Here is a 24,216-nt window from a genome sequence, read left to right as displayed (position 1 = left end):
CGATGACGGCATTGACCACTTTCCGGCCCCAGATCAGATGGTCCACTTCGGATTGGGTGATGATCCGGTCAACTTCTCTGGAATCCATGACGGCTTTGGCATTTGATAAAATGCTCCTTGCACCTGTGTAGGCCAAGACACTCATGATGACCAACGCACCCACCCCTAATCCGAAACCTAAAAATATCTTTTTCCCGAGCGTTAACTTCATTTCTCTTACCCCCTTCCCCCCTTCAGATGCCGGACAAATTGCGGCATTCTATGCCGCCTGCTCCACCGAAGTGAGTGCTTCGGCCCCAAGGACCTTATCAATATCCAAAAGGATCTTCACCCCTCCGTTCATCTTCGCCATCCCCAAAATATAACCCGCCTCCAACCCCACCCCAAACGAAGGCGCCTCCTCAATCTCCGAACCCCGAATGTTCAATACCTCCGACACCGAATCCACGATAATCCCCACCAACGCCGAACCCCCCTGACCCCCCGCCTCCACCACAATAATACACGTCCGATCCGTATACCCCACCTCCTCCATCCCAAACTTCAAACGCAAATTCACCACCGGAATGACCTTCCCCCGAAGATTGATCACTCCCTTCACATACGAAGGCGTCCGGGGAACCGGCGTAATCGGCATCACCCCAATAATCTCCTTGATCTTCAATATCCCAATCCCATACTCCTCCGAACCCAACGAAAAGGTCAAATACTTCCCCTCCCGACCCACCATCGACTTCACCTCCATCTTCTCGCTCCCTTGAGCTTTTCTGGGACTTCCCATCCCCTGTTTTGCCGCCCCATTAATCATTTTAATTCTCTCTCCTTTTACCACGGATGGCTGTTCCCCATGGCCCTTTCCATCCTCCTTTCCCAATCCTTCCGGAAGACCCGGATCATCTCCTGAGGTGTTTCGCAGAATTTCACATCCCCATCACAGATCGACCAGATGACCCCGAGGTCGCAATAGCCGATGCCGAGACCGAAGTGGGTCCCCTCGGCATGCCGAAAGAACCTGCAACTGTGCTTCTTCACCATCCCCCTCACCTCCTTCAACCCTTTCCTCTTCGGTTTTGATGGATTTTCCGATAGCTCCGGCCTTCTTCCTTCAAGAAGAGAAGGGGAAGGCTAGAATACCTGTTCAATAGACTTTTCGGCAGAAAAGGGAAAAACCTTAAAGATGGGTTATGCGGGGAAAAAGGGAGGAGGGAGTTTTATTAAAAACTCGAGACCTACGGCTTGCCCCGTTTTGAATCCAAAATCTCCTTCAGCTTCTGGGAGAATTCTTGGATCGAGAAGGGTTTCTGGATAAACCCCTCGCATCCTTTTCTCATGATCTCCGCGGCCTGCCCCTCCATGCTGTAACCGCTGGAGAGGAGGATTTTCACCCGCGGGTTAATCCTCCTGATCTCGTCAAAGGTCTCTTGTCCACCCTTATAAGGCATGATGAGGTCCAGGATGACCAGGTCGATCCGATCCCGGTTGGCTTCGAAGAGTTCGATGGCCTTTTCTCCGTTGTTCGCCAACAGAACGTCATACCCCAAGGTCTTTAAAATCTTCTCTCCGACCTCGAGGATATACTCCTCATCGTCTACCAGGAGCAGCGTCCCCTGGCCCTTGACGATCTGTTCGACCTTCGAAACCTGGGCCTCGACCCTTTCGGCAGAAGCCGGGAGAAAGATGGAAAAGGTTGACCCTTTGCCCAATTCCGATTCAACATTGATGTATCCCTGGTGCCCCTTGACGATCCCGTACACCGAAGCAAGACCCAACCCTGTCCCCCTCCCCAGACCTTTGGTGGTGAAAAAGGGGTCGAAGATCCGCTCCTTGGTCTTCTGATCCATGCCGATCCCCGTATCCCTGACGGAGAGGAGGACATAGTGGCCGGGGGCCGCTTCGTAGATTTCGCTCTGGATCTCTCGATGGGTAACATTGAGGGTCTTCAGGTATAGCTCCCCTCCATGGGGCATGGCATCCCCTGCATTGACGAGCAGGTTCATGAGTACCTGTTCGATCTGTCCCGGATCGGCCTCTATCGTATGGAGGTCCTCATCGAGATCGAAATGGAGGACGATATTCTTCCGGGTCCGGCCAAAGGTCTCCGCGGTCTCCTTCACCAACGGGTTCAACAGAAGGGGTTTGACCTCGTAACGCCCTTTCCGGGCGTATCCTAAGAGCTGGGAGGTCAATTTCGAACCGCTCTGAACCTTCTTTTCAATCGCCTTGAGCATCTCGTAATGGGGATGCGAGGGTTCGGTGTCGAGGAGCATCAGCGAGACATTCCCTTGGATCACCATGAGGAGGTTGTTGAAGTCATGGGCGATTCCACCTGCCAGCGTCCCGATCGCCTCCATCTTCTGGGCCTGTAGGAGCTGGGCCTCCATCTTCTTCCGCTCACTTTCATCTTTGAGAAGGACAATGGTGGTCCGGTTGTCTTCATCCGGGATGGAGAGCAAGGTCAGCGAGATCTGTTTTCCGTTCAACGGGAGGGGAGGATCGATCTTGATTCTCCGCCCGTTGGTCTCAAGGGAGGAGAGATATCCCTTGATCTTCTCCCGGTCCATTTCCTGAAACAGTTCGATGAAATTGGAAGCCAGGAGCCTCTCCTCTGGAAGCCCGACCAGAGAGAGGGCCGAGGGATTACTATAGATGATCTGGCCTTGAGGTGTGATCTCGAGTATGCCCTCCTCCATGCTCCTGAGAATCAGCTCGAAATGCTTCCGGCTGTTGAGCAACTCCCGGGTGATCTGCCGGGGAAAGGCATCGTCAAAATCGATCAGAGGCTTTGAGGCCGCATGACGCGCCCTCCTTTGATATTCCTCGAGGGCTTTTCGAATCTGTTTGGCCATCTTGTCGAAGGAGGACTTTGCGATACAGACATCTGCGCCGGTGTCGTAAAGATGGAGGTTCTCCTCCGGAGCTGCCGCGGAAAAGACCACCAGGAAGACATCCTTCAACCCCGGGTCCCTCCGGATGACCTGGCAGAGTTTCTCTCCATCGATATTGGGCATGATGAGGTCGGCGAAGATGATATCCGGCTTGTAATGTTTCAGAAGATTGAGGGCCTCCAATCCATCCTCTCCGGTGACGACCTGATATCCCTCGTTTTCAAGAAAGTTTGACATCCACTTCAACATGATGGGGTCATTATCGACGACAAGGCTTTTTCGTTCCATTGGTCTTCCTCTCCTCCGGGTCCCTTTCCTATCGGAGATCTGACACCCACTGGGCGATCTGGTGGATTTCGGCTTTGATCGTTTGAAAGGCCAGGGCAGCTTCGTTCAGGTTGTTCTCGCGGGCCTTGAGCTCCATCCCTCTTGCCATCCCTGAGATCTGGGTCAAACCGAGGCTTGCCGAGGAGCCTTTGATCGAGTGGGCCGTCTCTGCGACCTTTTGACTATCCCCCGTTTCAAGGGCGGCTTTCAGATGATGGAGCTGAAGGGTCACCGTCTGGAGAAAGAGCTCGATCATCTCCCGATACTCCTCTACTTCCAAATCCACTTGTTCGGCCAACGTCTTGAGGTCCATATTGTTCCCCCTTCTGATGATGAGCATTTTTTCCGCCGATCCTCAATCTCGAACCCACTTCCGAATCGTCTCGACGAGGACCTCTTTTTGAACGGGTTTAGAGAGGTAGTCATTCATCCCCGCTTTGATGCACCGGTCACGGTCTTCGGCCAAGGCATGGGCGGTCACCGCTATAATCGGGATCTCGAGGAAGGTCCCGCCTCGCCTGCGGATCTCGGCCGTGGCCGTATAGCCATCCATCTCGGGCATCTGGCAGTCCATCAACACCAGGTCATAGGTCGACTGCTCCACCCGACGGATGGCTTCGATGCCGTTGACCACCGTATCGACATGACAACCCAATTTGTCGAGCATCTTCACCATCATCCTCTGATTGACGGGATTGTCTTCGGCCAGAAGGACCCGGATCCGGCGCGGGAGATGGGCGGTCAAGGGTTCCTCCCGCCGGTTCTGGATCCCGGCCGGCTCCTTCGTCGGCTTCTCTTCTTTAAGAAATCGCAGGAGGATTTCGAAGAGGCGGTCCCGCCGAAGAGGCCTGTTGAGAAAACCCAAAAACCCTTCCTCTTTGAATCTCTGGGCGTTCTGTTCCAAAGGAGGGGTGATGCTGAGGAGGGGGATCGTGGTCCATCCAGCTCCTCTGATCTTCCTGGCCATCCTGAATCCGCTCGGGTGGTCGGCATCGAGGAGGCAGAGATCGATGGAGGAAAAACTGTCCGACCCCAGCTCCTGGCCGTCTTCGGAAGAGATCACCTCGACCCCGGCCCCCCGGAGGACCGTCTCGATCAGCTCCCTTCGGGTCTGGTGGGGGTCTATCAAGAGCACCCTTCTGTTCGAAAGAGACGGAGAGGTAAACCGTCTCACCTTGGCCCCTTCGGACTTTTCGACCCAGGCGGTGAAGTGAAAGAGGCTGCCCTGACCGGGTTCGCTTTCCGCCCACACATCTCCCCCCATGGCCCTCGAAATCTGCTTGCAGATGGCCAGCCCGAGTCCCGTTCCCCCGTACTTCCGGGTCGTAGAGCCGTCGGCCTGCTGGAAGAGATCGAAGATCACCCCGAGCTTCTCCTTGGAGATGCCGATGCCCGTATCCCGGACCCTCACATGGAGTTTTAACCGATCGGCCTCCTCCGCCTCGGGATGGATGGCCACCTCGATCTCGCCCGCATCCGTGAATTTTGCGGCATTGCCTACCAGATTGAGCAGGACCTGCCTGAAACGATGGGGATCTCCTTTGACGAAGGTAGGGAGGTCCTCGCCGATCCGGCACAGGAGTTCTACGGGCTTCCGCCCGATCTTCGGGCAGACCATCTTACAGACCTCGTAGATCACCATCTCGGGGTCGAAATCGATCCGCTCGAGCCGAAGCTGGCCTGCCTCGATCTTCGAAAAGTCGAGGATATCGTCGATGAGGGCGAGCAGGGCCTCTCCGCTCGACCGGATGGTCATGGCATAATCGAACTGCTCTTCGTTGAGGCCGGTTTCCAGAAGCATCTCCGTATAGCCGACCACGGCATTGAGGGGAGTCCGGATCTCATGGCTCATATTGGCCAAAAACATCCCCTTGGCCACGCTCGCCTCTTTAGCCAATTCCAGGGCGTGCTGGAGTTCCTCCGTCCTCTTTTGGACGATCCTTTCGAGGTTTCGGTTCTGCTCGTTGATCTTCTGGTAAAGGAGGGCATTTTCGAGGCCTTGGGCCGTGTTGTAAAGGACGAGGGTGAGGAGGTTGGATTCCACATCGCTCAGATACTCCTTCCCCCTGGAGAGCACGCCTGCAAAGAGACCCACGACGCTGGTCCGCGTGACCAAGGGGTGGAGAAGGAGGTTGGCCTCGAACTGGTCTGCGGGGACGGTCAAATTCCGATTCTGCTGAAGGGCCCAGGCGAAGTGACCCTTGGCGATCTGTCCCTCGATCTCCCTCTGGAGGAGGGGGCGATCGGCCTCGGGCTCGCAAAAGGCGATGGTGAAATCGAAATCCTCTTCGTTGACGGTCAGGAAAGAGAGGCATTGAAAGGGGATTAACCGCTTCAGGTAGAGCCTGGCGGTATTAAAAATCTTCGTCGGTCCCTGATCGGGGGCAAAACCGACCATGACCTCGCTCAGGGAGACCATCCACTCGAGGGCCTCGACCATCCACCGGTTCTGGACCTCGAGGTTCTTTAGCCTTTCTTCCGAGGCCATCCGATCCTGATAGGCTCCAATGGTCTGGATCATCCCTCCATGCCTCCCAAAATGGAATGGACGACCTCCTGGACCTGGCTCCGCAGTTGCGAGAGCAAGGGGGGCAAGATGGCCGGGGATAGATCGAGAAGATCCCAAGCCGAGGGTTCAAAAGGAGGAACCTGATGGGAGCCGCTCGTCCCCCATTGGAGGGCGTTGATGAGAATATCTGCGATGTGGACGATGGCCGCTTCGACGGGATAATGGTCGGCCCGTTGGGGGTGATGGTGATAGGCCACCACCTCCTCAAGGCTCTGGGGCAGTTTCCAGGCCTGGAGGAGGACTCGTCCCATCTGGCTATGGTCGAAGCCGATCACCTCCCTCTCCTCCTGAAGGAGAGGGGTGCCTTTGGCCCTGGACTGGATGAGGGCACACCGGGAGAGATCGCCGATCTTTTTATACATGATGAGTCGGCCGATATCATGGACCATCCCCGCAATGAGGAACCGTTCGACGTTCGCCTCGTTTCGATAAGAGGCCAAGGCCCTGGCGGCCAGACCGCAGGCGATGCTGTGGCGCCAGAACGATTCCATGCTCACCAGGTCCTTTGGAATCCCCTGGAAGAGGTGGATGATCGAGGTGGCCAGGACCAGCTCCCTCAACTGCTGCGTCCCGATGATGACGAGCGCCTGGGTGATCGTTTCGATCTTGGAGGGAAAATTGTAGAAGGCACTGTTGACCAACCGGAGCAACCGGACCGTCAGGCCCGGATCCTGGCTGACGATTTTGCCGATATCGGCCATGGAGGTGTTGGGCCGGTGGATCACCTCGTCGATCTTATAATAGATCATCGGAAGCGACGAGACCTCGAGATACCCCTTCAGAAGGTCCTGGGGATTAAGCACCACGGCCCCTACCCTCCCCGCGGGAAAGATATTCGAGCGTCGCAAGCCGAAACAACACCTTGAGGAAGGGATGGTTCAGATCATGATGGCGGAATAAGGCCCTGACCTTCTCTTCCGCCGCCTGAAATTGGACCGGATCGATCTCGGACTCTCCCGTCGAGGAAGGCTCCGCTCGTTCATGATCCTGGACGGCAACGGTGTGAACCCCCCACATCCGGAAGATTCTCAGGTGTTTCTCGGTAATTTCCGACCCAGCCGAAAGGAGGATTCGTCCATTGCGATCCTTAACATCCCCTCCGAGGACCATCCCTGGCTTGATCGCATCGAGCGCAAGGACTTCCATCGAATAGATAGACCTCCCCCCCTTCAAGCGCTAACCAAAGGTGTTATCGGCATTTCTCTCGATTTTCTTGAGGGGAGGTCAGACCTTTTTGGGGGACTTCGGAGCCCCATCCAGGATCTCTCTCACTTTCAGGCCGAGTTCCCGGAGGGAGACGGGTTTGTGGAGGATGGGGATATTCAAACTCTGGTCGAAATACCTCTCCACGATCTCTTCGCTATATCCCGAGAGAAAAAGACAGGGCAGATCCGACGAGGAGGCGATCTCCTCATAGACCTGGGGGCCGTTCATTTTGGGCATGACCGCATCGAGGATGACAAGGTCGATCTCCTCTCGGTAGGCACGAAAGACGCTTACCGCCTCCTCTCCGTCCTTGGCCATATAGACCCGGTAGCCCAGGCCTTCGAGGAGGACCTTCAAGAGCTCCCGGATCTCCTTCTCGTCCTCTGCGATCAGGATCGTCTCGTGCCCCCGGGGGATCTCCTCAGGCACACTCTCCACCGTCTCCGGAGGGAGGGCCTCCCGATGAACGGGGAAATAGAGGTCGAAACGGGTCCCTTCACCCGGTCGACTGGAAACGAAAATATGGCCGTTATGTTGCTTCACGATCCCGTAAACGACCGAAAGACCTAAACCAGAGCCCTTCTCCCTTGTGGTGAAGAAGGGCTCGAAGATCCTCAGGCAGGTCGCCTCGTCCATGCCCATGCCCGTGTCGATGACCGAGATCTGGACGTAATCCCCGGGCGTGACGAAGGGATGCTGGTGGCAGAAGGCCTCACCGAGGTGGACATTGAGGGCCTGAAGAGTGAGGACCCCTCCCCGGGGCATGGCGTCTCTGGCATTGACGATCAGGTTCATCAGGACCTGGTCGAGGGCAGAGGGGTCGGCATAGATGAGGTGGAGGCCAGGTTTGATCTCGATCCGGAGTTCGATGTCCTCGCCGATGAGGCGGGAGACCATCTTCGAAAGGTTCCCGATGACCTCGGCCACATCGAGGGCCTTCGGGTTCAGGACCTGACGCCTGCCGAAGGCGAGGAGTTGGCGGGTGAGGCCCCTCGCCTTCTGGGTGCTTTCCTCGATCTTGAGCAGGGAGTCATAGGCCGGATGGGACGGGTCCAGGTTCATCAGCCCCAGTTCCACATTCCCCTGGATCACCATCAGGAGATTATTGAAATCGTGGGCGATCCCTCCCGCCAGCATTCCGATCGCCTCCATCTTCTGAGATTGGACGAGCTGCTCTTCCAGCGCCTTTCTCTCGGTGACATCCCTTAAGATCCCTCGGTATCCAACGATCTCGCCCCGATCATTTCGCATGGTCGTTGCGGTCATGAGGACCGTGACCCTTTCGCCCCCCTTTTTCTTCAGGACGAGTTCGAGGTCTTTTACGAACCCCTCCTGGTTCAAGAGCCCGACCACCCTCTCCCGGCCCGTGGGATCGAGGTGGAGGTCCCGTGCGATATCGACCTGTTGGAGCTCCTCCTTCGAATCGTACCCGAAAAGCTCCACCGCGGCAGGATTGATGTCGATAAACCTTCCCTCTAAAGAGGTGATGAAGATAGCATCTTTCGACTCTTCAAAGAGACTCCGATATCGTTCCTCCGAGGCCCTGAGCAGGTCCTCGATCCGTTTGCGGTCGGTCATATCATTGACGACGAAGATCATGCCCCTGATCTTCCCTTTTTCGTCCCTGAAGATCGAATTGGTGAGGTGGACGGGGAAAGTGGTCCCATCCTTTCGGATGCCCACGCATTCGCCCTCCCAGTAGCCGGACTGCTTCAAGGTGACGAGGCTCTCCTCGGAGAGGACCTCCGTAATCTCCTTTTGATAGATCTCCTCTTTTTTCCAAAGGAAGAGCCGCTCGGCGAAGGGATTCCAGAAAAGGATCCTCCGTTTCAAATCGGTCGCGATCACCCCGTTGCGGACCTGATCCAACAAGGAGGCCTGGAAGAACATCCTCTCTCCAAGCCGCCGATGTTCTTGGAAGAGCTTGGCACTGCCCAGGGCCCCAGAGATCTGGAGGCCTATCTCCTCGGCCAGTTTGAGATGGGTGGGGGTATAGGCCTCCGGCCTCTTGGCCCGGAGATGGAGGATCCCGATCACCTCCCCTCGGAAGATCAATGGGGCGGAGATCATGGAACGAAGCCCGGCCTTTAGGGTTTGGAAAAGCCTCTCATCCTGTTCGGTCCACCTCTCGATCTCCTTTCCCTGAATCAGTAGCCCTTTGCGGGTCTTGAGGATCTTTTCAACGAGGGGCCCTTCGATCTTTCCCCGGTCTCCGACCTCACACTGGGGGACCCTCACGCCTTTGACATACTGATAGGTGAGCGTTCCTTGGTCAGCTTCTAAGAGGACGATGGCGATGCGGTCGAAAGGGATGAGCTTTTGGACGGCGAGAGCAAATCGTTCGCAGACCTCATCGAATTCGAGGGAGGAACTCACGATCCGGCCGATCTCGGCCAAGGTCATATACTGTCGGATCAGCTCCTTCGGATCACCCACGGTTGGGATATCTTAAATGAAAAATGGGGCCGATTCAAGGCAACTTGGATAAGGAGGAGGCGGAATTCTGCTCGATCGATCGGGCGACCAGGGAAAGGACCCGGGACAGGTCGAAAGGTTTCGAGATGATGAAATCGACCCCGCTCTCCCTCCGCTTCAGCTCATCGATCTCCTCTCCCCATCCGGTGATCATCCCCACCGGCACGTCCGATCGGAGGCTCTTGATGATCTTGCAGACCTCCCACCCCGAAAGGTGGGGCATCCCCAGATCGGTCAGGACGAGGTCGAACTCCTTCTCCTGAAAAAGCTTGATCCCCTGTTCTCCGGACGGGGCCTCGGTCACCTGGTGCTGAAAGGCTGAGAGGCCCCGGCAGAGGATCTCCCTGACTTGGGGTTCGTCCTCGATCACTAAGATCCTTGCTTTTCTGTGGGTCATCGCCGCCTCCGCCGATTCCTCGGGAGGGTTGGCAACGGCATCGGTCCTGAGCGAGATCAGGAAGGTGGTCCCCTTTTGGGGTTCGCTCATCACCTCGATCTCCCCTCCGAATCGTTTGATGACGCCATAGGCCATGCTCAACCCGAGGCCGCTGTGGGTGAAGGGTTTGGTGGTGAAGAAGGGTTCGAAGATCTTCTTTCGGACTTCTTCGGTCATGCCCTGGCCGGTGTCCGAAAGGGCGAGATAGACCTTTCCGTTTCGATGATAGGTCTGGATCTCGATCGTCCCCCCCTCAGGCATGGCCTCGATCGCGTTCAAAAGCAGATGGATCAGGACCTCCCTCAGCTCAGAAATGTCTCCTGCGGCATGGGGGATGGTTCCGAGGTTCGTCCTCACCTCGATGGCGAGGCCCTTTCTTTGGGCCTCATCCCGCCATTTGGGTTGGGTGATCTCGACGGCCTCTCTCACGAGGGCGTTGAGGTCCACTCGGGAAAGATCCTGTCTCGCCTGGCTCTTGGTGAACTCCTGAAGTCGTCGAACCCGTTGGGCGCTCTCCTTGGCCACCCTCTCGATCACTTTCAAAGTGTGAATCTGCTCAGGGTCTTTCGAACCCAGCAGAAGAAGCTGGGCGTTTCCTAAGATGATGGAAAGGGCATTGTTGAAGTCATGGGCCACCCCGCTCACCATCTCTCCAAGGGCCCTCAATTTCTCGGCCTGGAGGAGCTGCTCCTCCATCCTTCGTTTCTCGGTGATGTCCTTCAAAAAGGCGATCTGGGTTTGGTTGCCATGGAGATCCCGAATCTGGGTGGCGTTCATCTCCACCATCCGGATCTCGCCGTTCTTCCGGAGGATGCGAAGTTCACACGGGGAAGCGGCAGATGGGCCTTGGGAGGAGGAAAGAGCCCTCTCTTCCCATCGTCTCTGGCTTTCCGGATCGAGCAAGGCGAGAAAGTTGAGGCCGATCAATTCCTCCTTCTCGTAGCCGACAAGGCCGGCAAACCTCTCGTTGACGTAGGTCAATCGATGGTCCTCTCCCATCACCAGGACCCCATCGAGGGCGCTCTCCACCACGGTCCGGTAACGCTCCTCAGACTGGGCACTCTCGAGGATCTGTCCGAGGTGCTCTCCAACCTTCTCGAAAAGACGGAACTCCTCCTCCGTAAAGGCGCGGCCCTTATCGCTCTGCACATCGAGCAATCCGATCACCTTCCCTCCTGCGAGGAGAGGGACACACATTTCGGACCCGACATCCTTTCGGTCTCCAAAATCTCTTGAATCCGTTTGCCCATCCTGAACCCACAGGCCGACGCCCTTTTCGGCCACCCACCCCGTAATCCCTTTTCCCGTCCCGAGGCAATACCTCTCCATCTCCTCCTTCGAGAATCCGACCGAAGCGGGATGGAGTATGAATCGGCCGGTGGCCTCCTCGATCAACAAAACCGCAAGCCTCTCGAATTTAAAAAAATCACAAAGACCGAGGACGATCTCCCCGAGCATCTGATCGACGCTCAAGGCTGAATGGGAGATCTGGGTCAACTCATAGAGGAGGGTGACCTCTTTTAGTTTCCTCTTCGTCTCTTCGTAAAGAGGGGCAAACGAGAGGGATTCAAACGCCGGTTCCCTTTCCATGAAACCTCCTTCGCCATCTCCTGGTTCATTTCTCAATCAAACAAAATTGCACAGCCTGTGCCAAGAGCCTCTTCGACCCTCTTCTTTCTAAGGATTTTTTAACCCAATGATTTTAAATACGAATTGGCTCTAAAAACCCGATGGCCTGCCCAAGACTCAACCCCGGATCAGTAGGAGACATGTCAACGAATTGACGTCCCTGTTCCAAGAAGGAAACGCGCCGCCCATCGGGCGGGCTTTGGCCAGGCGCGCTACGGTCGGCCCCCTCGATGATCCCCAGGCCGCTTCATCAGGAGGCCAAGAACTTAGAACTCCAACGCACCGCTTCAAGATAAAGGGAACTGACCTTCGTTTCATCGATCCGGAGTCGGTCTCCGAGCTCGGAAAGCCTCTCCCACCTACCCTGTTCATAGGCAAGCAGATATTGATAGATACCTCCTAACCGGTTCTCCTCTCCCAAGAGGGCCCCCTTGATCTCCTCTGCGATCGGGAGGCCCTCAAGAATCTCGGACAAAGGCCGGTCGAGCAGGCCGTCGATCATGGAGAACATCCCCATCAAGAAGAGGTCGTCCGACCGGTCGGAGAGACCGCTCAACCCGGCGAGGGATTCGCAGAACTTCGCCCGCAAGATCGACTGAAGAACGATCTCTTCGGGCTTATCCTCCCCTAAGGTGGCAAGGGTCACAAGGGTAATCCACTTCCGAATCTCCCTCTCCCCAAGAAGGAGAAGGGCCTGTTTCAAAGAGGAGATCTTATTTCTCAGGCCGAAAAAGGCCGAATTGATATAGCGGAGGAGTTTATAGGAAAGGGAGACCTCCCTCCGGACGATCTCGGTCAGTTTTGGAAAGTCCAGTTCGGGTCGATGGATCTCCTGAAGCAGGTGTAAATAGTGGAGCTTCAACCCCGGAATGTCCTTGCCCGAAATGACCTTGGGCCGGCTGAAAAAATATCCCTGACAGTAGCTGTAACCGAGCGCCTTGGCCTCCCTGAACATCTCGACGGTCTCGATCTTCTCGGCTAAAAAGCGAACCCCCGACGGGCTCAGCCGCTCGACCAGCTCCCTCCGCTCGGCTTCCTTCGTGGCCAAGAAGTCGACCTTGATGAAATCGGCCAGCCGGATCAGAGGTTGGTACCGCTCGTCGTAGACAAAATCATCCATCGCCAGGAGGTATCCGGCCCGTTTCAATTTTTCGCAAGCCCGGACGACCTCCTCGTCGGGCGGGACATTTTCGAGGATCTCTACCACGAGCTTCTCCTTCGGAATGAGGAAGAGAAGCTCCTCGAGGAGGAGGTCCCGGGTGATATTGATGAAGGCCCTCCTCCCCCGGGTGAGGGAAGCGAGGTCGTGGAGGAAGAAGGTATCCGAGATCACCTTGGAGGAGGCCTGATTGGGATCGGGGTGACGAAAGACGTTCTCCAGCCCCGAACGAAAGAGAAGTTCATAACCATAGGCCCTCATCTTCATATCGAAGATGGGTTGCCTGGCAATGAACGTATCCATTCATCCCCCCTCTACCCCCACAACATCAAGCCCATGGAGAAGGGGTTGCTCAGAAAAGGATGGTGGGGGAGGATCCGAATCCGGAACCCGAAGCGGCCGACCCTCTGACAAGGGATCTCCCCCCGAAAGGTCGTCAGCGGTCCGTTCTGTTTCTCGGGACGCATGGGGACGAAGAAACGGTCCAAGAATTCGGCCTTTGAGTTGACCGGCCCCCAGTAGAGATCGACGTTCAGATCCTGGGGGATCAACCCTGGGTGCCTGAGATCCACCTCCACCCAGAGGGACTCGCCGAGGGCCAGGCTCCTCCTCACTTCGCTCCTCTTTTCCAGGATTTCAATCCGACCCCAGTTCGCCCTCAGGTTGTTCATCCAGCGGACGAGCTCCCGGACGCCCCTGAACCCGTCTTCCCGGATCCGATCCCACAAGGAGGAGAGGGGATAATAGAACTGATGGAAATAGTCCTGAACCATCCGATGGGTGTTAAAGTAGGAGGCCAGGGTCTTCATCGACTGTTTCATCATCTGAATCCATTCTCGGGGCAGGTTGTCCCGGCCTCGCTCATAGAAGAGGGGGACGATCTCCTTTTCGAGGAGGTCGTACGTCGCCTCGCTCTCGATCCGATCCTGAAGCTCCTCATCCTCATACTCCTCTCCCCCGCCGATCGCCCATCCCAGACCGGAGGCATAGCCCTCGGCCCACCACCCGTCGAGGATGCTCAGGTTGAGGGCGCCGTTGGCCGCGGCTTTCATCCCGCTCGTCCCGCACGCCTCGAGGGGGCGTCGGGGGTTGTTGAGCCAGACGTCAACGCCCTGGACGAGGTAACGGGCCACATTGAGATCATAATCTTCGATGAAGACGATCCGATCCCTGAACTCGGGCCTCCGGGCCAGATGGATGATATTCTTGATCACCTCCTTCCCCGGATGGTCCTGGGGATGGGCCTTGCCGGAGAAGATGATCTGGACCGGGCGCTGAGGATCATTGAGGATCTTCGCCAGGCGTTCCGGATTGCTCAAGATCATGTCTCCCCTTTTGTAGGTGGCAAACCTCCTGGCGAATCCGATGGTGAGGGCCTCGGGGTTCAAGACCTCGGAGGCCTTCTGAACCTCTCCCTTCTTGGCCCCCCGATGGAGGAGCTGTTCGATCAGCCTCCGCCGGGCAAAGCTGATCAGACGCTCCCTCCGCCTTTCGTGGGTCCGCCAGAGTTCCGAATCGGGAATGCGATCGACCCTCTCCCAGATCTTCCGGTTGTCAGGGTCCTCTGCCCAGCGCCTTCCGAGGTAGCGGTCGAGAAGACCGGCCAGGTCGTTTGAAATCCAGGACGGGGTGTGAATCCCGTTCGTGATGGAGTCGATCGGGATGTCGGCCTCGGGCACCTGCGGCCAGAGGTGGCTCCACATCCGCCTGGAGACGGTCCGGTGGAGTTGGCTGACGCCGTTCGATCTCGCTGAGTGTCTGAGGGCCAGGACCGCCATATTGAAGCTCCGGTCCGCCCCCCTCTCCCCCTCGATCCCCATCGCCATAAAATCATCGATCGAAATGCCAAGCGTGCGGATATAGGGCCCCAGGATCGAAGCGATCAGGTTGCGGTCGAAGACATCGATCCCGGCGGGGACCGGCGTGTGGGGGGTGAAGACGCTGTTGGTGCGAACCGCCTCCCTCGCCTCATCAAAGGAGAGGGGGTGTTTCTCCATGAGGGAGCGGATCCTCTCGAGGAGGGCAAAGGCGGAGTGGCCTTCATTCATGTGATAGACCGAAGGCGTGATGCCCAGCCGTTCCAGGGCCCGGATGCCGCCGATGCCGAGGACCACCTCCTGTTTCAGGCGCATCGCCCCATCCCCTCCGTACAGGGTGGAGGTGATGTCCCGATCTCTCTCTTCGTTTTCTACCGTATTTGTGTCGAGCATATAAAGCGGGACCCGGCCCACCTGGATCTTCCAGATCCGGACCGTCACTTTCCGTTCCTCGATCTCCACCCAGAGGGAGAGCGGGGCTCCCTGGGAATCCCTGACGAGTTCGACGGGGAGGATGTGAAAATCGTTATCCGGATAGGTCTCCATCTGCCAGCCGTCGGCATTCAGGTATTGGCGGAAATACCCCTTCTGGTAGAGGAGGCCGATGCCCACGACATCGATGCAGAGATCGCTCGCCGATTTCAAGTGATCGCCAGAGAGGACCCCGAGCCCCCCGGAATAGATGGGCAAACAATCGGTCAGGCCATACTCGGCAGAAAAGTAGGCGACGGTGAAATCGGCAGGGGTCTCAAGGCCGAATTGGTAGGGTTTCCTCTCGAGGCAGTAATGTCTGAACTCCTGATAGATTCGGTCCATCTCGAGCAAAAATCCCTCGTCGGCCACGAGCTCCTCGATCCGCTCCTTTTCGAGCTTTCCGAGAAGGGCCACGGGATTGTGCCCGCTCTCCTCCCAGAGGTTCGAATCGATGGACCGGAAAAGGTCGATGGCCTCCAAATTCCAGGCGAACCAGAGGTTTCTCGCCATCTCCTCCAAGGGTCTCAACCTCTCGGGCATCCGGGGAACCACGGTAAACAGGGTGATGTCTCTCATGGTCGGCCATCCTCGTCAATGAAATTTGGATATCCCCTTTTTACCCAATCTTCTCCCCCCCTTGCAAGACATTTTCATCAGGATCGGAGGGCTACCCCACCGCCTCCGTTTCTCGGGGAAGGCCCCTGATCGATCTGAAAAAGGCCGTGGATATCGAGGATGAGGCCCGCCCTTCCATCCCCCATGATGGTGGCTCCGGCCACCCCCTTCAAATCCTTCAACTTCTCCCCTAAATTCTTGATCACGACCTCCTGCTTCCCGACCAGGTCGTCCACCATCAGGCATTTCTGAACCCCTTCGTTCTCCGCTACGATGAGCAAAGTCTCCCATGGATTCTGCTTTGCCGTGGCCACGCCGAGGATCTGGTAAAGGCGGACCAAGGGCAGCAGACTCTCCCTGACCTTGACCAGCTCGCCTCTCTGGTGAACCGAATAGACCTCCTCCCTCCGTGGCTTCAATGTCTCTTTTACAAAAACGGTGGGGATGATATACCGCTCCTCTCCCACCCGCACGATGATGCCATCCATGATGGCAAGGGTGAGGGGAACGCGCATGATGAACCGGGTGCCCTTCCCCTCCTGGGAGAAGATCTCGACCTTTCCCCGCAACTGCTCAATGGACTTCTTCACCACGTCCATCCCAACGCCTCGCCCGGAGATGTCGGTGATCTGGTCCGCGGTCGAAAACCCCGGCTCGAAGATGAGGTGGTCGATCTGGTGCTCCGCCAGGGGTTCATCCGAAACGATCCCCCTCTCCCGGGCCTTCTTGAGAATCTTCTCCCGGTTCAGGCCCTGGCCATCATCCTCGATCTCGATCACCACATTCCCCCCCTTCTGGTAGGCCCTGAGAAAGATCGTTCCCGTCTCCGGTTTGCCCTTCGCCCGCCTCTCCTCGGGCGATTCGATGCCGTGATCGATGGCATTCCGGATCATGTGGACCAGGGGGTCGTAGAGGCTCTCCACCATATTTCGATCGATCTCCGTCTCCTCGCCGGACATGACCAACTCCACCTCTTTTTTCGATTTCTTGGCCAGGTCCCTCACCAGCCGAACCATCTTCTGGAAGGTCTGGCGGATGGGAACGGTCCTGAGGGACATGGAGATTTTCTGCAGATCATTGGTGATCCTCTTCAGCTGGGAAAAATCCCGAAGGAGCTTCTGGTCTCTCAGGGAGGAGAAAACGGGATTCTGTTCCACCAGGGACTGGGCGATCACCAGCTCGCCGATCAGATCGACCAGATTGTCCAGTTTGTCCGTGTCCACCTTGACCGACGTCTCTCGGAACTGGGAGACCACCCTTTTTTGCTCCCTCAGGGCATCGAGGACCTCCTTCGGAGAGGCCTTCTTCTCCCGGATCAAGATCTCACCCAATTTCAAAGGCTCCTCCTGACTCTCCTGGGCCTTGAGGGCCTCGGTGATGTCCTCGGGGGAGACCGTTCCTTTGGCGGTGAGGATCTCGCCGAGGCGGGGCGTTTTCTCTTCGTCGATGGGAATCGAAACGTCCTTTTCGACGCTTCCGGAGTCCTTGGATTCCTCGCAGATGGGTCGACCTTTTTTAAAAGCCTCGATCCGTTGGAGATAGGGGTCCAAGTCAAAAGAGGAGGTCCCGATTTGTCCCGATTCGATATGGCCTCTCAGATCCAGGATCATCTGTTTCAGAAGGTCGACCGATTCGAGGATGAAGTCGATGATCGCCTGGGTGATTTGGAGCCTCCCGTTTCGGGCCTCATCGAGAAGGGACTCCATGGCGTGGGAAAATTTTTGAATCTCCTGGAGGTTGAGAAATCCCGAAACCCCTTTGATCGTGTGGAATGGTCGAAAGATGGAATTGATGTACTCCTTGTTGTCAGGGGACTGCTCAAGGTTGATCAGATTGAGCTCGATCGTCCCGAGATGCTCAAGGGATTCCGAGATAAAGTCTTTGTAGAGGTCAAGATCCTGATCCAGGGTGACGGGGGCGGGGGCTGTCTTTTTGTCAGGTGAGGTATCCCCTTGGCCTTCCACCGGGGCCTCCTCTCCGGTGAGGGACCTCCAACTTTTCCAGAACTCCTCTTCCTCCTCGCCGTTGGATCTCTCCGAAAAGAGGAGGCGGGACTGCATCCATTTGACCCCCCTTCGGAGCAAACCGATCGCCCCTTGGGAGTCCGAGACCTCATTGAGAATGATCCGTTCGACCAATCTCCGGAGACCCCGGATCAAAGGCCCAAGGCTCGGATGCCCCTTAACCCCATCCTGGTTCTCCACCTCTTCGAGGAGACGAAGGATTTCGCCCAATCCCGGAAGATCATCCGCTTCCACCATCACACTTTGAAGGGACAATTGTTCGATCAGTGCCGACCATTCCATCTTATCCTCCATTCCCCATCCTCCTCGTTTTCATCCAAAGGCTCGGGATCGATTTCTGGTTGATCCCCCTTCTTCTTCGTTGATCAATCTCTTTATCGGGTCAATCCAGAATTTCCTTAAATTGGACTAAAGTTCGGATTCCCCGAAGCCGATGAATAGATTGAATCCTTCAAGAGAGGGCACCCTTGATGATTACCGTCACCCGGCTCAATAACACGCCCATTGTGCTTAATCCGGATCTAATCGTTTTCATTGAAGAAACCCCAGACACCATCATCACCCTCTCCAATGGCGAGAAGATCACGGTCCAGGAGACGGTGGGCGAAGTGATTCACAGGGTCCTCAATTACCGTCGGTCCATCTTCAATCCGTCGATCCCGATCGAATAATCTCCCCGAAGATGGAAGGCGATGTAGCGATAGCCAAAACCTTGGGCATCCATGGATAAGGCGACATTGATCGGTTTAGTCGGCGGCATCGGAGCGATTCTCGTGGGTCAGGCCCTGGAAGGCGGCCATGTGGGGTCGATCATGCAGATCACGGCCGCCATCATCGTCCTCGGAGGAACCTTAGGGGCGGTCTTCGTGAGCTTTCCTTTCGAGGGCGTCATGGACGCCTTCAAAGGGGTCAAGATTGCCCTCAAGGAGCCGAGGCACGACCCCCGCCAGATGATCCAGCAGATCACCGCCTATGCCAACAAGGCCCGGAAAGAGGGAATCCTCTCGCTCGAAAAGGAGCTCAAAAATATCGATGACCCCTTTTTAAGAAAGGCCCTCACCCTGGCCGTCGACGGCATCGAACCCCATGCGATCCGGGAGGCCATGGAGACCGAGTTGGGGTATCTCGATGAACATGGAAAGATGAGTGCAAAGGTCTTCAAGGCGGCCGGGGGATATGCGCCCACCATCGGGATCCTCGGGGCCGTCCTCGGACTCATCCACGTGATGGAAAATTTGAACGACCCTTCCAAATTGGGTTCAGGGATCGCGGTGGCCTTCGTGGCGACGGTCTATGGCGTGGGATCGGCGAACCTGATCTTTTTGCCCATCGCCAGCAAGTTGGAGCTGAGGCATCGTCACGATATGATTTTGAAAGAGATGATCCTCGAAGGGGTGGTCTCCGTCTCGACGGGTGAAAACCCCAGGTTGATCGAAGAAAAGCTGAGGGCCTTTCTGACAGAGAAACAGAAGGGCCTCCTCGCTTCGGAGTCGAAGGGTTAAGAAAGAGAGGGGAGGTCGGTCCATCCCGATGGCGAAAAAGAAGAAGCACCATGAGGAAGAGCATGAAAACATGGAGCGGTGGCTCGTCTCCTATGCAGACTTCATCACCCTCCTCTTCGCCTTCTTTGTGACGATGTATTCGGTGTCGAGGGTCGATGGAAAGAAATTAGGCTCCGCGGTGGAATCCCTGCAGAGGGCCCTGGGCTCGGTCATGCCCATCCAGATGACCCAGAAGGAGCCGGGGGTCTTTCCAAATCAGGTCGTTCCCATCCACTTCAGCCTGACGCCCATCGAGGGGAAACCCTATACCGCCGATGGACGGGCTCTCGTCAAAATGGCCGAAGACGTCAAGAAGGGGATCGAGGAGCTCTCGAAGAACCCCTCCTCCAAGATCACGACCAGCCTGGCCCACCAGATCCGTTTCATCCTCGAAAAGCGAGGGCTCGTCATCCGGATCTCCGAACATATCTTCTTCAACTCCGGGGAGGCGACCATCCGGCCTGAGATGGAACCCATCCTCCAGGTCCTGGGCCGGACCCTCGAGAAGGTCCCTAACCATGTCCGGATCGAAGGCCATACCGACAATGTGCCCATCCACACCCCCAGATTTCCCTCCAACTGGGAGCTTTCCACAGCGAGGGCCACGACGATCGTCCGATACCTTCTCGAGCACTTCCAGTTCGATCCCGAACGCCTCTCCGCCACGGGATATGGAGAATATCGGCCCATCGCCACGAACCAAACCCCGGAAGGCAGGATGCAGAATCGGAGGGTCGATTTCGTCATCCTGAGCCAGAAGGAGATGGAGACCGAACCCCAGAAGGAACCGGGCTCGGAGCAGAAGAACCCGATATAAAGAATGGCTTTTAAGAGCGGCGGAGAGGGATCTTGACAGAAAAGAGGGTCTCTCCCTCTTTGAAATGGGGTTCGATCGTGGCGCCATAGGGGGCCAAGAGCCGTCGAGCCATATAGAGCCCCAGCCCGTAATGGCTTCCATCTTTGGTCGTGAAAAAGGGGGTGAACAGTTTCGGCCGAAGGGATTCAGGGACTCCACACCCCGTATCGCCGATCACGACCTGGATGTGGTCTTGGCTCGCCCTGGTCGTCAAGGTAAGGATCTTTTGGGAGGTCTCTTCCATCGCTTCGATCGCATTCTCGATCAGGTTCGAAAGCCCCTCCTCAAAATCGATCGCATGCCCTTTAAGGGAGGGGATGCGACTTGAAAAGTTCTTCTTCACCTCGATCTGGTGCTTGAACATGAGATGGTGGTGGAAAAGCCCCACCGTTTTTTCAAGCACCTCGTTGATATGAACCTTTTGGACCTCGGTCGCCTCGTTCGAAGGCGAGGCCATCTGAAGGATGAGCAACATCTCCCTCAGCTTGTCGATCTGACCCACGCAATGCTCCACCTTCTCTCTAAGGGTGGAGACGGTCTTCTCGTCAAGCCGATGGGCGATCCGTTGGACCATCTCCGCCTGCATGGAGAGGACCTGGAGGGTCCCGTTCAGATTATGGGCAACCCCTCTGATGAGGGAACCGAGCCTGGCCATCCGAGAACGATCCCGGAGGACAAGCAGGAGCTTTTCGATGTCATCGATCCGTTGGAAATCGGACATGGGAAGTCTTAAAAGCACTTCGGGATGGGCTTCATAGGATTAAGTTCTAAAAGGGGGATTTGGGATGCTTGGGTAAATCAAAAACTCCAACAAAAAACGGTTCCCAAACCATGCGTTTTTGAAATTTTTTAACTCAGAGGCACCTTGTTTGTCAACGCCGCTTGAGTCTCAACCCTCCTTCAACCTTCTCATCAGCACCTGTTTGAAGGTGGAGAATTCCTCCTCCGTGATCGATCCCTCACGTCTGAGGTCGACCAGACGTTGGAGACTTTCGATGGCCCTTTCATCTACCTTGTTCCTCTTGGGATCCGGATCGAAGACAGGAGGTTGAATCTGTTTGACGATCCAGTCGATCTCCGGCGGCCTCTTCTCCCTGAACATCAGCCAACAGACCCGGAGCACCTGGTCCAGATGGTCCTCCCAGACCCCTTTGAGCCGCTCGAGCTCCTCTTTGGTCTCCCTGAGCATCCGGAGGAGGTCTCGGTTCTCCCGATGGAGCCGGATCTTTTCGCAGGCGTTCTCGATGAGGATTGCAAGCTCTTCCAACTTGAAGGGTTTTCGGATGTAATCGTAGGCCCCTCCCCGGATCGCCTGAAGGGCAGAGTCGAGAGAGGCGTAGCCGGTCATGAGGATGACGACGCAATCGGGATGGCGTCTCTTGACCCGGTGGAGAAGCTCGATCCCGTCCACCTCCGGCATCACCAGATCGGTGAGGAGGAGATCGAGGGAGTCTCGATCGAGGGCCGTGACCACCTCGGCCCCGTTTCGAAAGGTCCGGATCACCCGACCTTCTTGGATGAGGAAATCCTTTAAAAGCTCTCGGAGTTCGTCCTCGTCCTCTGCGATCCAGATGCGAATCGGTTGCGGGAGGGCAGGGTTCATGGAAGTATGATCATCTATCTTCGCAGATCGATCAAGGTTGGGGGATGGCTCACGATCCTTCTATAGTGGTGGAGGGTGGCCCTCTCTTGGCTGACCTTTCGTATGGCCGTTCCGATCTCACTTCTTAAATCGGAGAGCCTCTCCCGACAGGCCTGGTCAATCTTCTGTATCTGATCAAGGGTCTCCTCGATCGATCGGCAGAGGGATGCGACCCCTTTCCACTCAGGCCCCTCCCGCCCCGTAACGAGAAAGAAGGGTTCCTTTAGGATCCTATCCAGCGTCTCATCGATACGGTTAATTCTTTCGATGAGCCCTTCCCGAGTGGCCAGGCAACGAAGCATCTGGTCGGTCTCCTGCCGATCCAGGCAGTTCTTCATCTCCTGCGAGGCGGAAAGGTATGCCCTTAAGGCTCCCAGTTTCTCGGTCAGCGCGTCATGAGCACGATCGAAATCCATGGAGGTCACCGGATCGAAACTCCCGGAAGCGGGGAGGATAATACCCTTTCTTCCTCGGAAAGGGCGGGGACCTGGCGGAACGCCTCTTCCCAAGCCCACTTCAGCTCTTGGAGCATCTTGGAAACCTGGTCAATCCCCTTGACATCTTTTCGCTGGTCGCTCTTAAGGAGGTGAGCGATCATAAACCCATAGAGGCGGTCGAGATTTCTCGCAATCTCCCCTCCCTTTTCAAAATCGAGCGCCTCCCTGAGGTGGTTGAGCAGATCTAATGCCTTCTGGACCGCTCTGGCTTTGGCCTCATAATCCTCGCAAAGGTATCTCGCCCTCGCCTCCTCTAAACTTCGGACCGCCTCTTCATAACAGAGGAGGACCAGCCGTTTCGGATCCGAGGTCAAGAGCTTTGATCTTTCGTAAGCTTGATAGCCAATCCCCATCATGCCGAAGCAACCTCCTATAACCTTTCGCAACTCCTATCCTTCCATCGAACTTCTCCACCCGGTTCTCTTCCTGGTGACCTTATTGCCAATTACGATTCAGGTTTCGAATCTGGCTCGCCAACCAGTTCGTCTGGCTTTGCAATCGGCTCAGGGCCGTCTCCATGGTGATGAATTGGCGCTCCAGCTCCTCCATCCTCCGGTTAATCCTTAACTCCATCTGGGCGATATCCTTGTCCATCCTGGCCATCGTCTCCTCGAGGCCCCTCGTTTTAGCCGCGATGAGACCTCCCAAGGAATCGGTCATCTGATGGAGGGTCCGCTGAAGAAGTTCTGCGACCCCGAAGCTCAACGTAACCGTTCCGATCGTCCCTGTCGTTTGGCCTGAATAGCGCACGACCAACCCCTTCGCATCGCCCGAGATCCCCTTCAAATACTCCCCTTCCCCGATCGCATCCCCCGGTTCTACAAAATAGCCTGCCACCGGATTCAACCCGGTGATCCGAATCGAGTACGTCCCCGGTTTCGTCTCCCGGGAATGGTGGATATACGTGAGATGGCTGCTGGTGGAGGTCCACTGGAAGGCGAACAATCTCCGGACATCGTCAAAGTGGGTCTCAAGATGGTCCTGAAGCTTCGATTCATCGATCTTCAGCTTCCCCTGTTGGTCCAGATTGATCCCGATCATCCCGAGGGTTGAAAAAGCCTCCTGGGCCCCGGGGATCGGGTTCAGGATGAGTTGCGACAGCCCTGCCCGGATCGATCTCAAACCACTATCCCCAAAAAGGGGGCCACCGGTCTTCTCTTTCTCCGCATCGTAGGTAAACTGGGTTTGAATCGCCTCCACCACCTCGTTATAGGCCTTGACCAGCTCTTTGATCTTCTCTTTGATGGCGAGATGATCCCTTTCGATCTTCACTGTGACGGTGGTATCGGCCTGGGCCTTTTTAAGGTTGAGGATGACTCCTGGGATCACATCCCGAACCGCATTTGAAGGGACGAAGAGGGCGATGCCGTCCACGGAGAGATGGGCATCGGCTCCCGACTGGATCTCGGTCAGCCCCAGGGCTCCCATGAGATTTCCTGAAGCCCCATTGAGGAGGCTCATCCCGGCAGCCCCCTCCAGGTCGCTCGTCAACACCAGACGATATCCCTGCCCTCCGTAGTGGAGAAGGGTCGCGGTGACCTTCGAAGGGTCGGCCCCGGTGTTCAAGGCATTGATCTTATTCCGGATCGTCAAAAGGGAATCTGTCGGAGAAACGACGAGGCTTTTCCCGTTAATGAGGAGTTCCCCTTCGAAATTTAAAGGGCTCGTCTGACTCGCGAATCCCTGAGAGGCATATTTCTGGGCCCTGGCCAGCTGGTGGACGACAATCTGATAGATCCCGGCCGAGGCCTCCTCCCCGGCGGTGGCAGAGAGGATCTCCTCAGGCTTTGTGGTACTGTTGGAAGTGAGGATACTTTTGAAAAGGCCAAACCCCTGACTCGAATTCAATTCCTCCGCTTTGGTCTTTAAGGAGAGCAACTTCTTGTTGATCTCCTGCCAGGCGGTGACCTTCTCCCCGTATTCCTTCTTTTTTTGGTTGATCAGGTCGACCTTTTTATTCTCAAGCCTTCGGAGCTGGTCGATGATGTTCCGCCAGTCGAGGCCACTGGCAAGACCGCTCACGAAACTGGTCCCAGCCATTTGAACCTCCGGGTGAGCTTAAAA

Annotated in this window: 20 protein-coding genes; 3 read left to right on the top strand and 17 right to left on the bottom strand. The window is 56.3% G+C overall.

All coding sequences use genetic code 11. The features are described from left to right. Positions 1 to 259: 259 nt before the first annotated feature. From N3G78_06485 to N3G78_06430, 12 genes are all read right to left on the bottom strand, one after another. The gene (locus N3G78_06485) at positions 260 to 745 is read right to left on the bottom strand and encodes a chemotaxis protein CheW (GenBank protein MCX8117556.1); all 486 of its coding nucleotides are present in this window, start codon (positions 743 to 745) and stop codon (positions 260 to 262) included. Between the two features lie 80 nt (positions 746 to 825). After that, a complete protein-coding gene (locus N3G78_06480) occupies positions 826 to 1,035 on the bottom strand; it encodes a hypothetical protein (protein ID MCX8117555.1) in 210 nt (69 codons plus the stop codon). Between the two features lie 194 nt (positions 1,036 to 1,229). Then, positions 1,230 to 3,173 carry a response regulator gene (locus N3G78_06475; protein MCX8117554.1) on the bottom strand — a complete coding sequence of 648 codons (1,944 nt, stop codon included), beginning with the start codon at positions 3,171 to 3,173 and terminating at the stop codon, positions 1,230 to 1,232. Positions 3,174 to 3,201: 28 nt separating this feature from the next. Next, on the bottom strand, positions 3,202 to 3,552 hold the full coding sequence (locus tag N3G78_06470) for an Hpt domain-containing protein (protein ID MCX8117553.1): 351 nt from the start codon (positions 3,550 to 3,552) through the stop codon (positions 3,202 to 3,204). Between the two features lie 15 nt (positions 3,553 to 3,567). Beyond that, complete coding sequence (locus tag N3G78_06465; protein ID MCX8117552.1) at positions 3,568 to 5,733, bottom strand: response regulator; 2,166 nt, start codon at positions 5,731 to 5,733, stop codon at positions 3,568 to 3,570. Further along, positions 5,730 to 6,587, bottom strand: a complete 858-nt coding sequence (locus N3G78_06460; GenBank protein ID MCX8117551.1) for an HDOD domain-containing protein — start codon at positions 6,585 to 6,587, stop codon at positions 5,730 to 5,732. The genes N3G78_06465 and N3G78_06460 overlap by 4 nt, the downstream gene beginning before the upstream one ends. Next, positions 6,577 to 6,927 carry a hypothetical protein gene (locus N3G78_06455; GenBank protein ID MCX8117550.1) on the bottom strand — a complete coding sequence of 117 codons (351 nt, stop codon included), beginning with the start codon at positions 6,925 to 6,927 and terminating at the stop codon, positions 6,577 to 6,579. Before N3G78_06455 ends, N3G78_06460 begins: the two co-directional genes overlap by 11 nt. A gap of 78 nt (positions 6,928 to 7,005) precedes the next feature. Continuing rightward, complete coding sequence (locus N3G78_06450) at positions 7,006 to 9,423, bottom strand: PAS domain S-box protein (GenBank protein MCX8117549.1); 2,418 nt, start codon at positions 9,421 to 9,423, stop codon at positions 7,006 to 7,008. 34 nt (positions 9,424 to 9,457) lie between these two features. Further along, positions 9,458 to 11,488, bottom strand: coding sequence for a PAS domain S-box protein (locus N3G78_06445; GenBank protein MCX8117548.1), 2,031 nt, complete (start codon positions 11,486 to 11,488; stop codon positions 9,458 to 9,460). Between the two features lie 289 nt (positions 11,489 to 11,777). Continuing rightward, on the bottom strand, positions 11,778 to 12,989 hold the full coding sequence (locus N3G78_06440) for an HDOD domain-containing protein (protein MCX8117547.1): 1,212 nt from the start codon (positions 12,987 to 12,989) through the stop codon (positions 11,778 to 11,780). An 11-nt stretch (positions 12,990 to 13,000) separates the two neighbouring features. Then, entirely contained in the window at positions 13,001 to 15,553 is a 2,553-nt protein-coding gene (gene glgP / locus N3G78_06435) for an alpha-glucan family phosphorylase (GenBank protein MCX8117546.1), read from the bottom strand. Between the two features lie 77 nt (positions 15,554 to 15,630). Next, positions 15,631 to 17,910, bottom strand: coding sequence for a chemotaxis protein CheA (locus tag N3G78_06430; protein MCX8117545.1), 2,280 nt, complete (start codon positions 17,908 to 17,910; stop codon positions 15,631 to 15,633). A gap of 176 nt (positions 17,911 to 18,086) precedes the next feature. Between N3G78_06430 and N3G78_06425 the strand changes: the two genes are divergently transcribed. Genes N3G78_06425 through N3G78_06415 form a run of 3 tightly spaced genes read left to right on the top strand, consistent with a single transcriptional unit; the run spans position 18,087 to position 19,974 of the window. Then, the gene (locus tag N3G78_06425) at positions 18,087 to 18,287 is read left to right on the top strand and encodes a flagellar FlbD family protein (GenBank protein ID MCX8117544.1); all 201 of its coding nucleotides are present in this window, start codon (positions 18,087 to 18,089) and stop codon (positions 18,285 to 18,287) included. A gap of 51 nt (positions 18,288 to 18,338) precedes the next feature. Next, the gene (locus N3G78_06420; protein ID MCX8117543.1) at positions 18,339 to 19,118 is read left to right on the top strand and encodes a flagellar motor protein; all 780 of its coding nucleotides are present in this window, start codon (positions 18,339 to 18,341) and stop codon (positions 19,116 to 19,118) included. A gap of 28 nt (positions 19,119 to 19,146) precedes the next feature. After that, positions 19,147 to 19,974, top strand: coding sequence for an OmpA family protein (locus tag N3G78_06415; GenBank protein MCX8117542.1), 828 nt, complete (start codon positions 19,147 to 19,149; stop codon positions 19,972 to 19,974). Between the two features lie 10 nt (positions 19,975 to 19,984). On the opposite strand, the gene N3G78_06410 is transcribed toward N3G78_06415, so the two are convergent. The 5 genes from N3G78_06410 to fliD all read right to left on the bottom strand — a co-directional run bounded on the left by N3G78_06410 (position 19,985) and on the right by fliD (position 24,192). Further along, entirely contained in the window at positions 19,985 to 20,734 is a 750-nt protein-coding gene (locus N3G78_06410; protein ID MCX8117541.1) for an ATP-binding protein, read from the bottom strand. A 168-nt stretch (positions 20,735 to 20,902) separates the two neighbouring features. Continuing rightward, positions 20,903 to 21,616, bottom strand: coding sequence for a response regulator (locus tag N3G78_06405; protein ID MCX8117540.1), 714 nt, complete (start codon positions 21,614 to 21,616; stop codon positions 20,903 to 20,905). 14 nt (positions 21,617 to 21,630) lie between these two features. Beyond that, on the bottom strand, positions 21,631 to 22,071 hold the full coding sequence (locus N3G78_06400) for a hypothetical protein (GenBank protein ID MCX8117539.1): 441 nt from the start codon (positions 22,069 to 22,071) through the stop codon (positions 21,631 to 21,633). 5 nt (positions 22,072 to 22,076) lie between these two features. Next, positions 22,077 to 22,505, bottom strand: a complete 429-nt coding sequence (gene fliS, locus N3G78_06395) for a flagellar export chaperone FliS (protein MCX8117538.1) — start codon at positions 22,503 to 22,505, stop codon at positions 22,077 to 22,079. Between the two features lie 82 nt (positions 22,506 to 22,587). Beyond that, a complete protein-coding gene (gene fliD, locus N3G78_06390) occupies positions 22,588 to 24,192 on the bottom strand; it encodes a flagellar filament capping protein FliD (GenBank protein ID MCX8117537.1) in 1,605 nt (534 codons plus the stop codon). Positions 24,193 to 24,216 lie beyond the last annotated feature (24 nt).

This window comes from Thermodesulfobacteriota bacterium, assembly GCA_026415035.1.
Lineage (GTDB): Bacteria > Desulfobacterota > BSN033 > BSN033 > UBA1163 > RBG-16-49-23.
The sequence above is the reverse complement of the archived record's forward strand: the minus strand, read 5'-3'. Positions and strand labels throughout refer to the sequence as shown.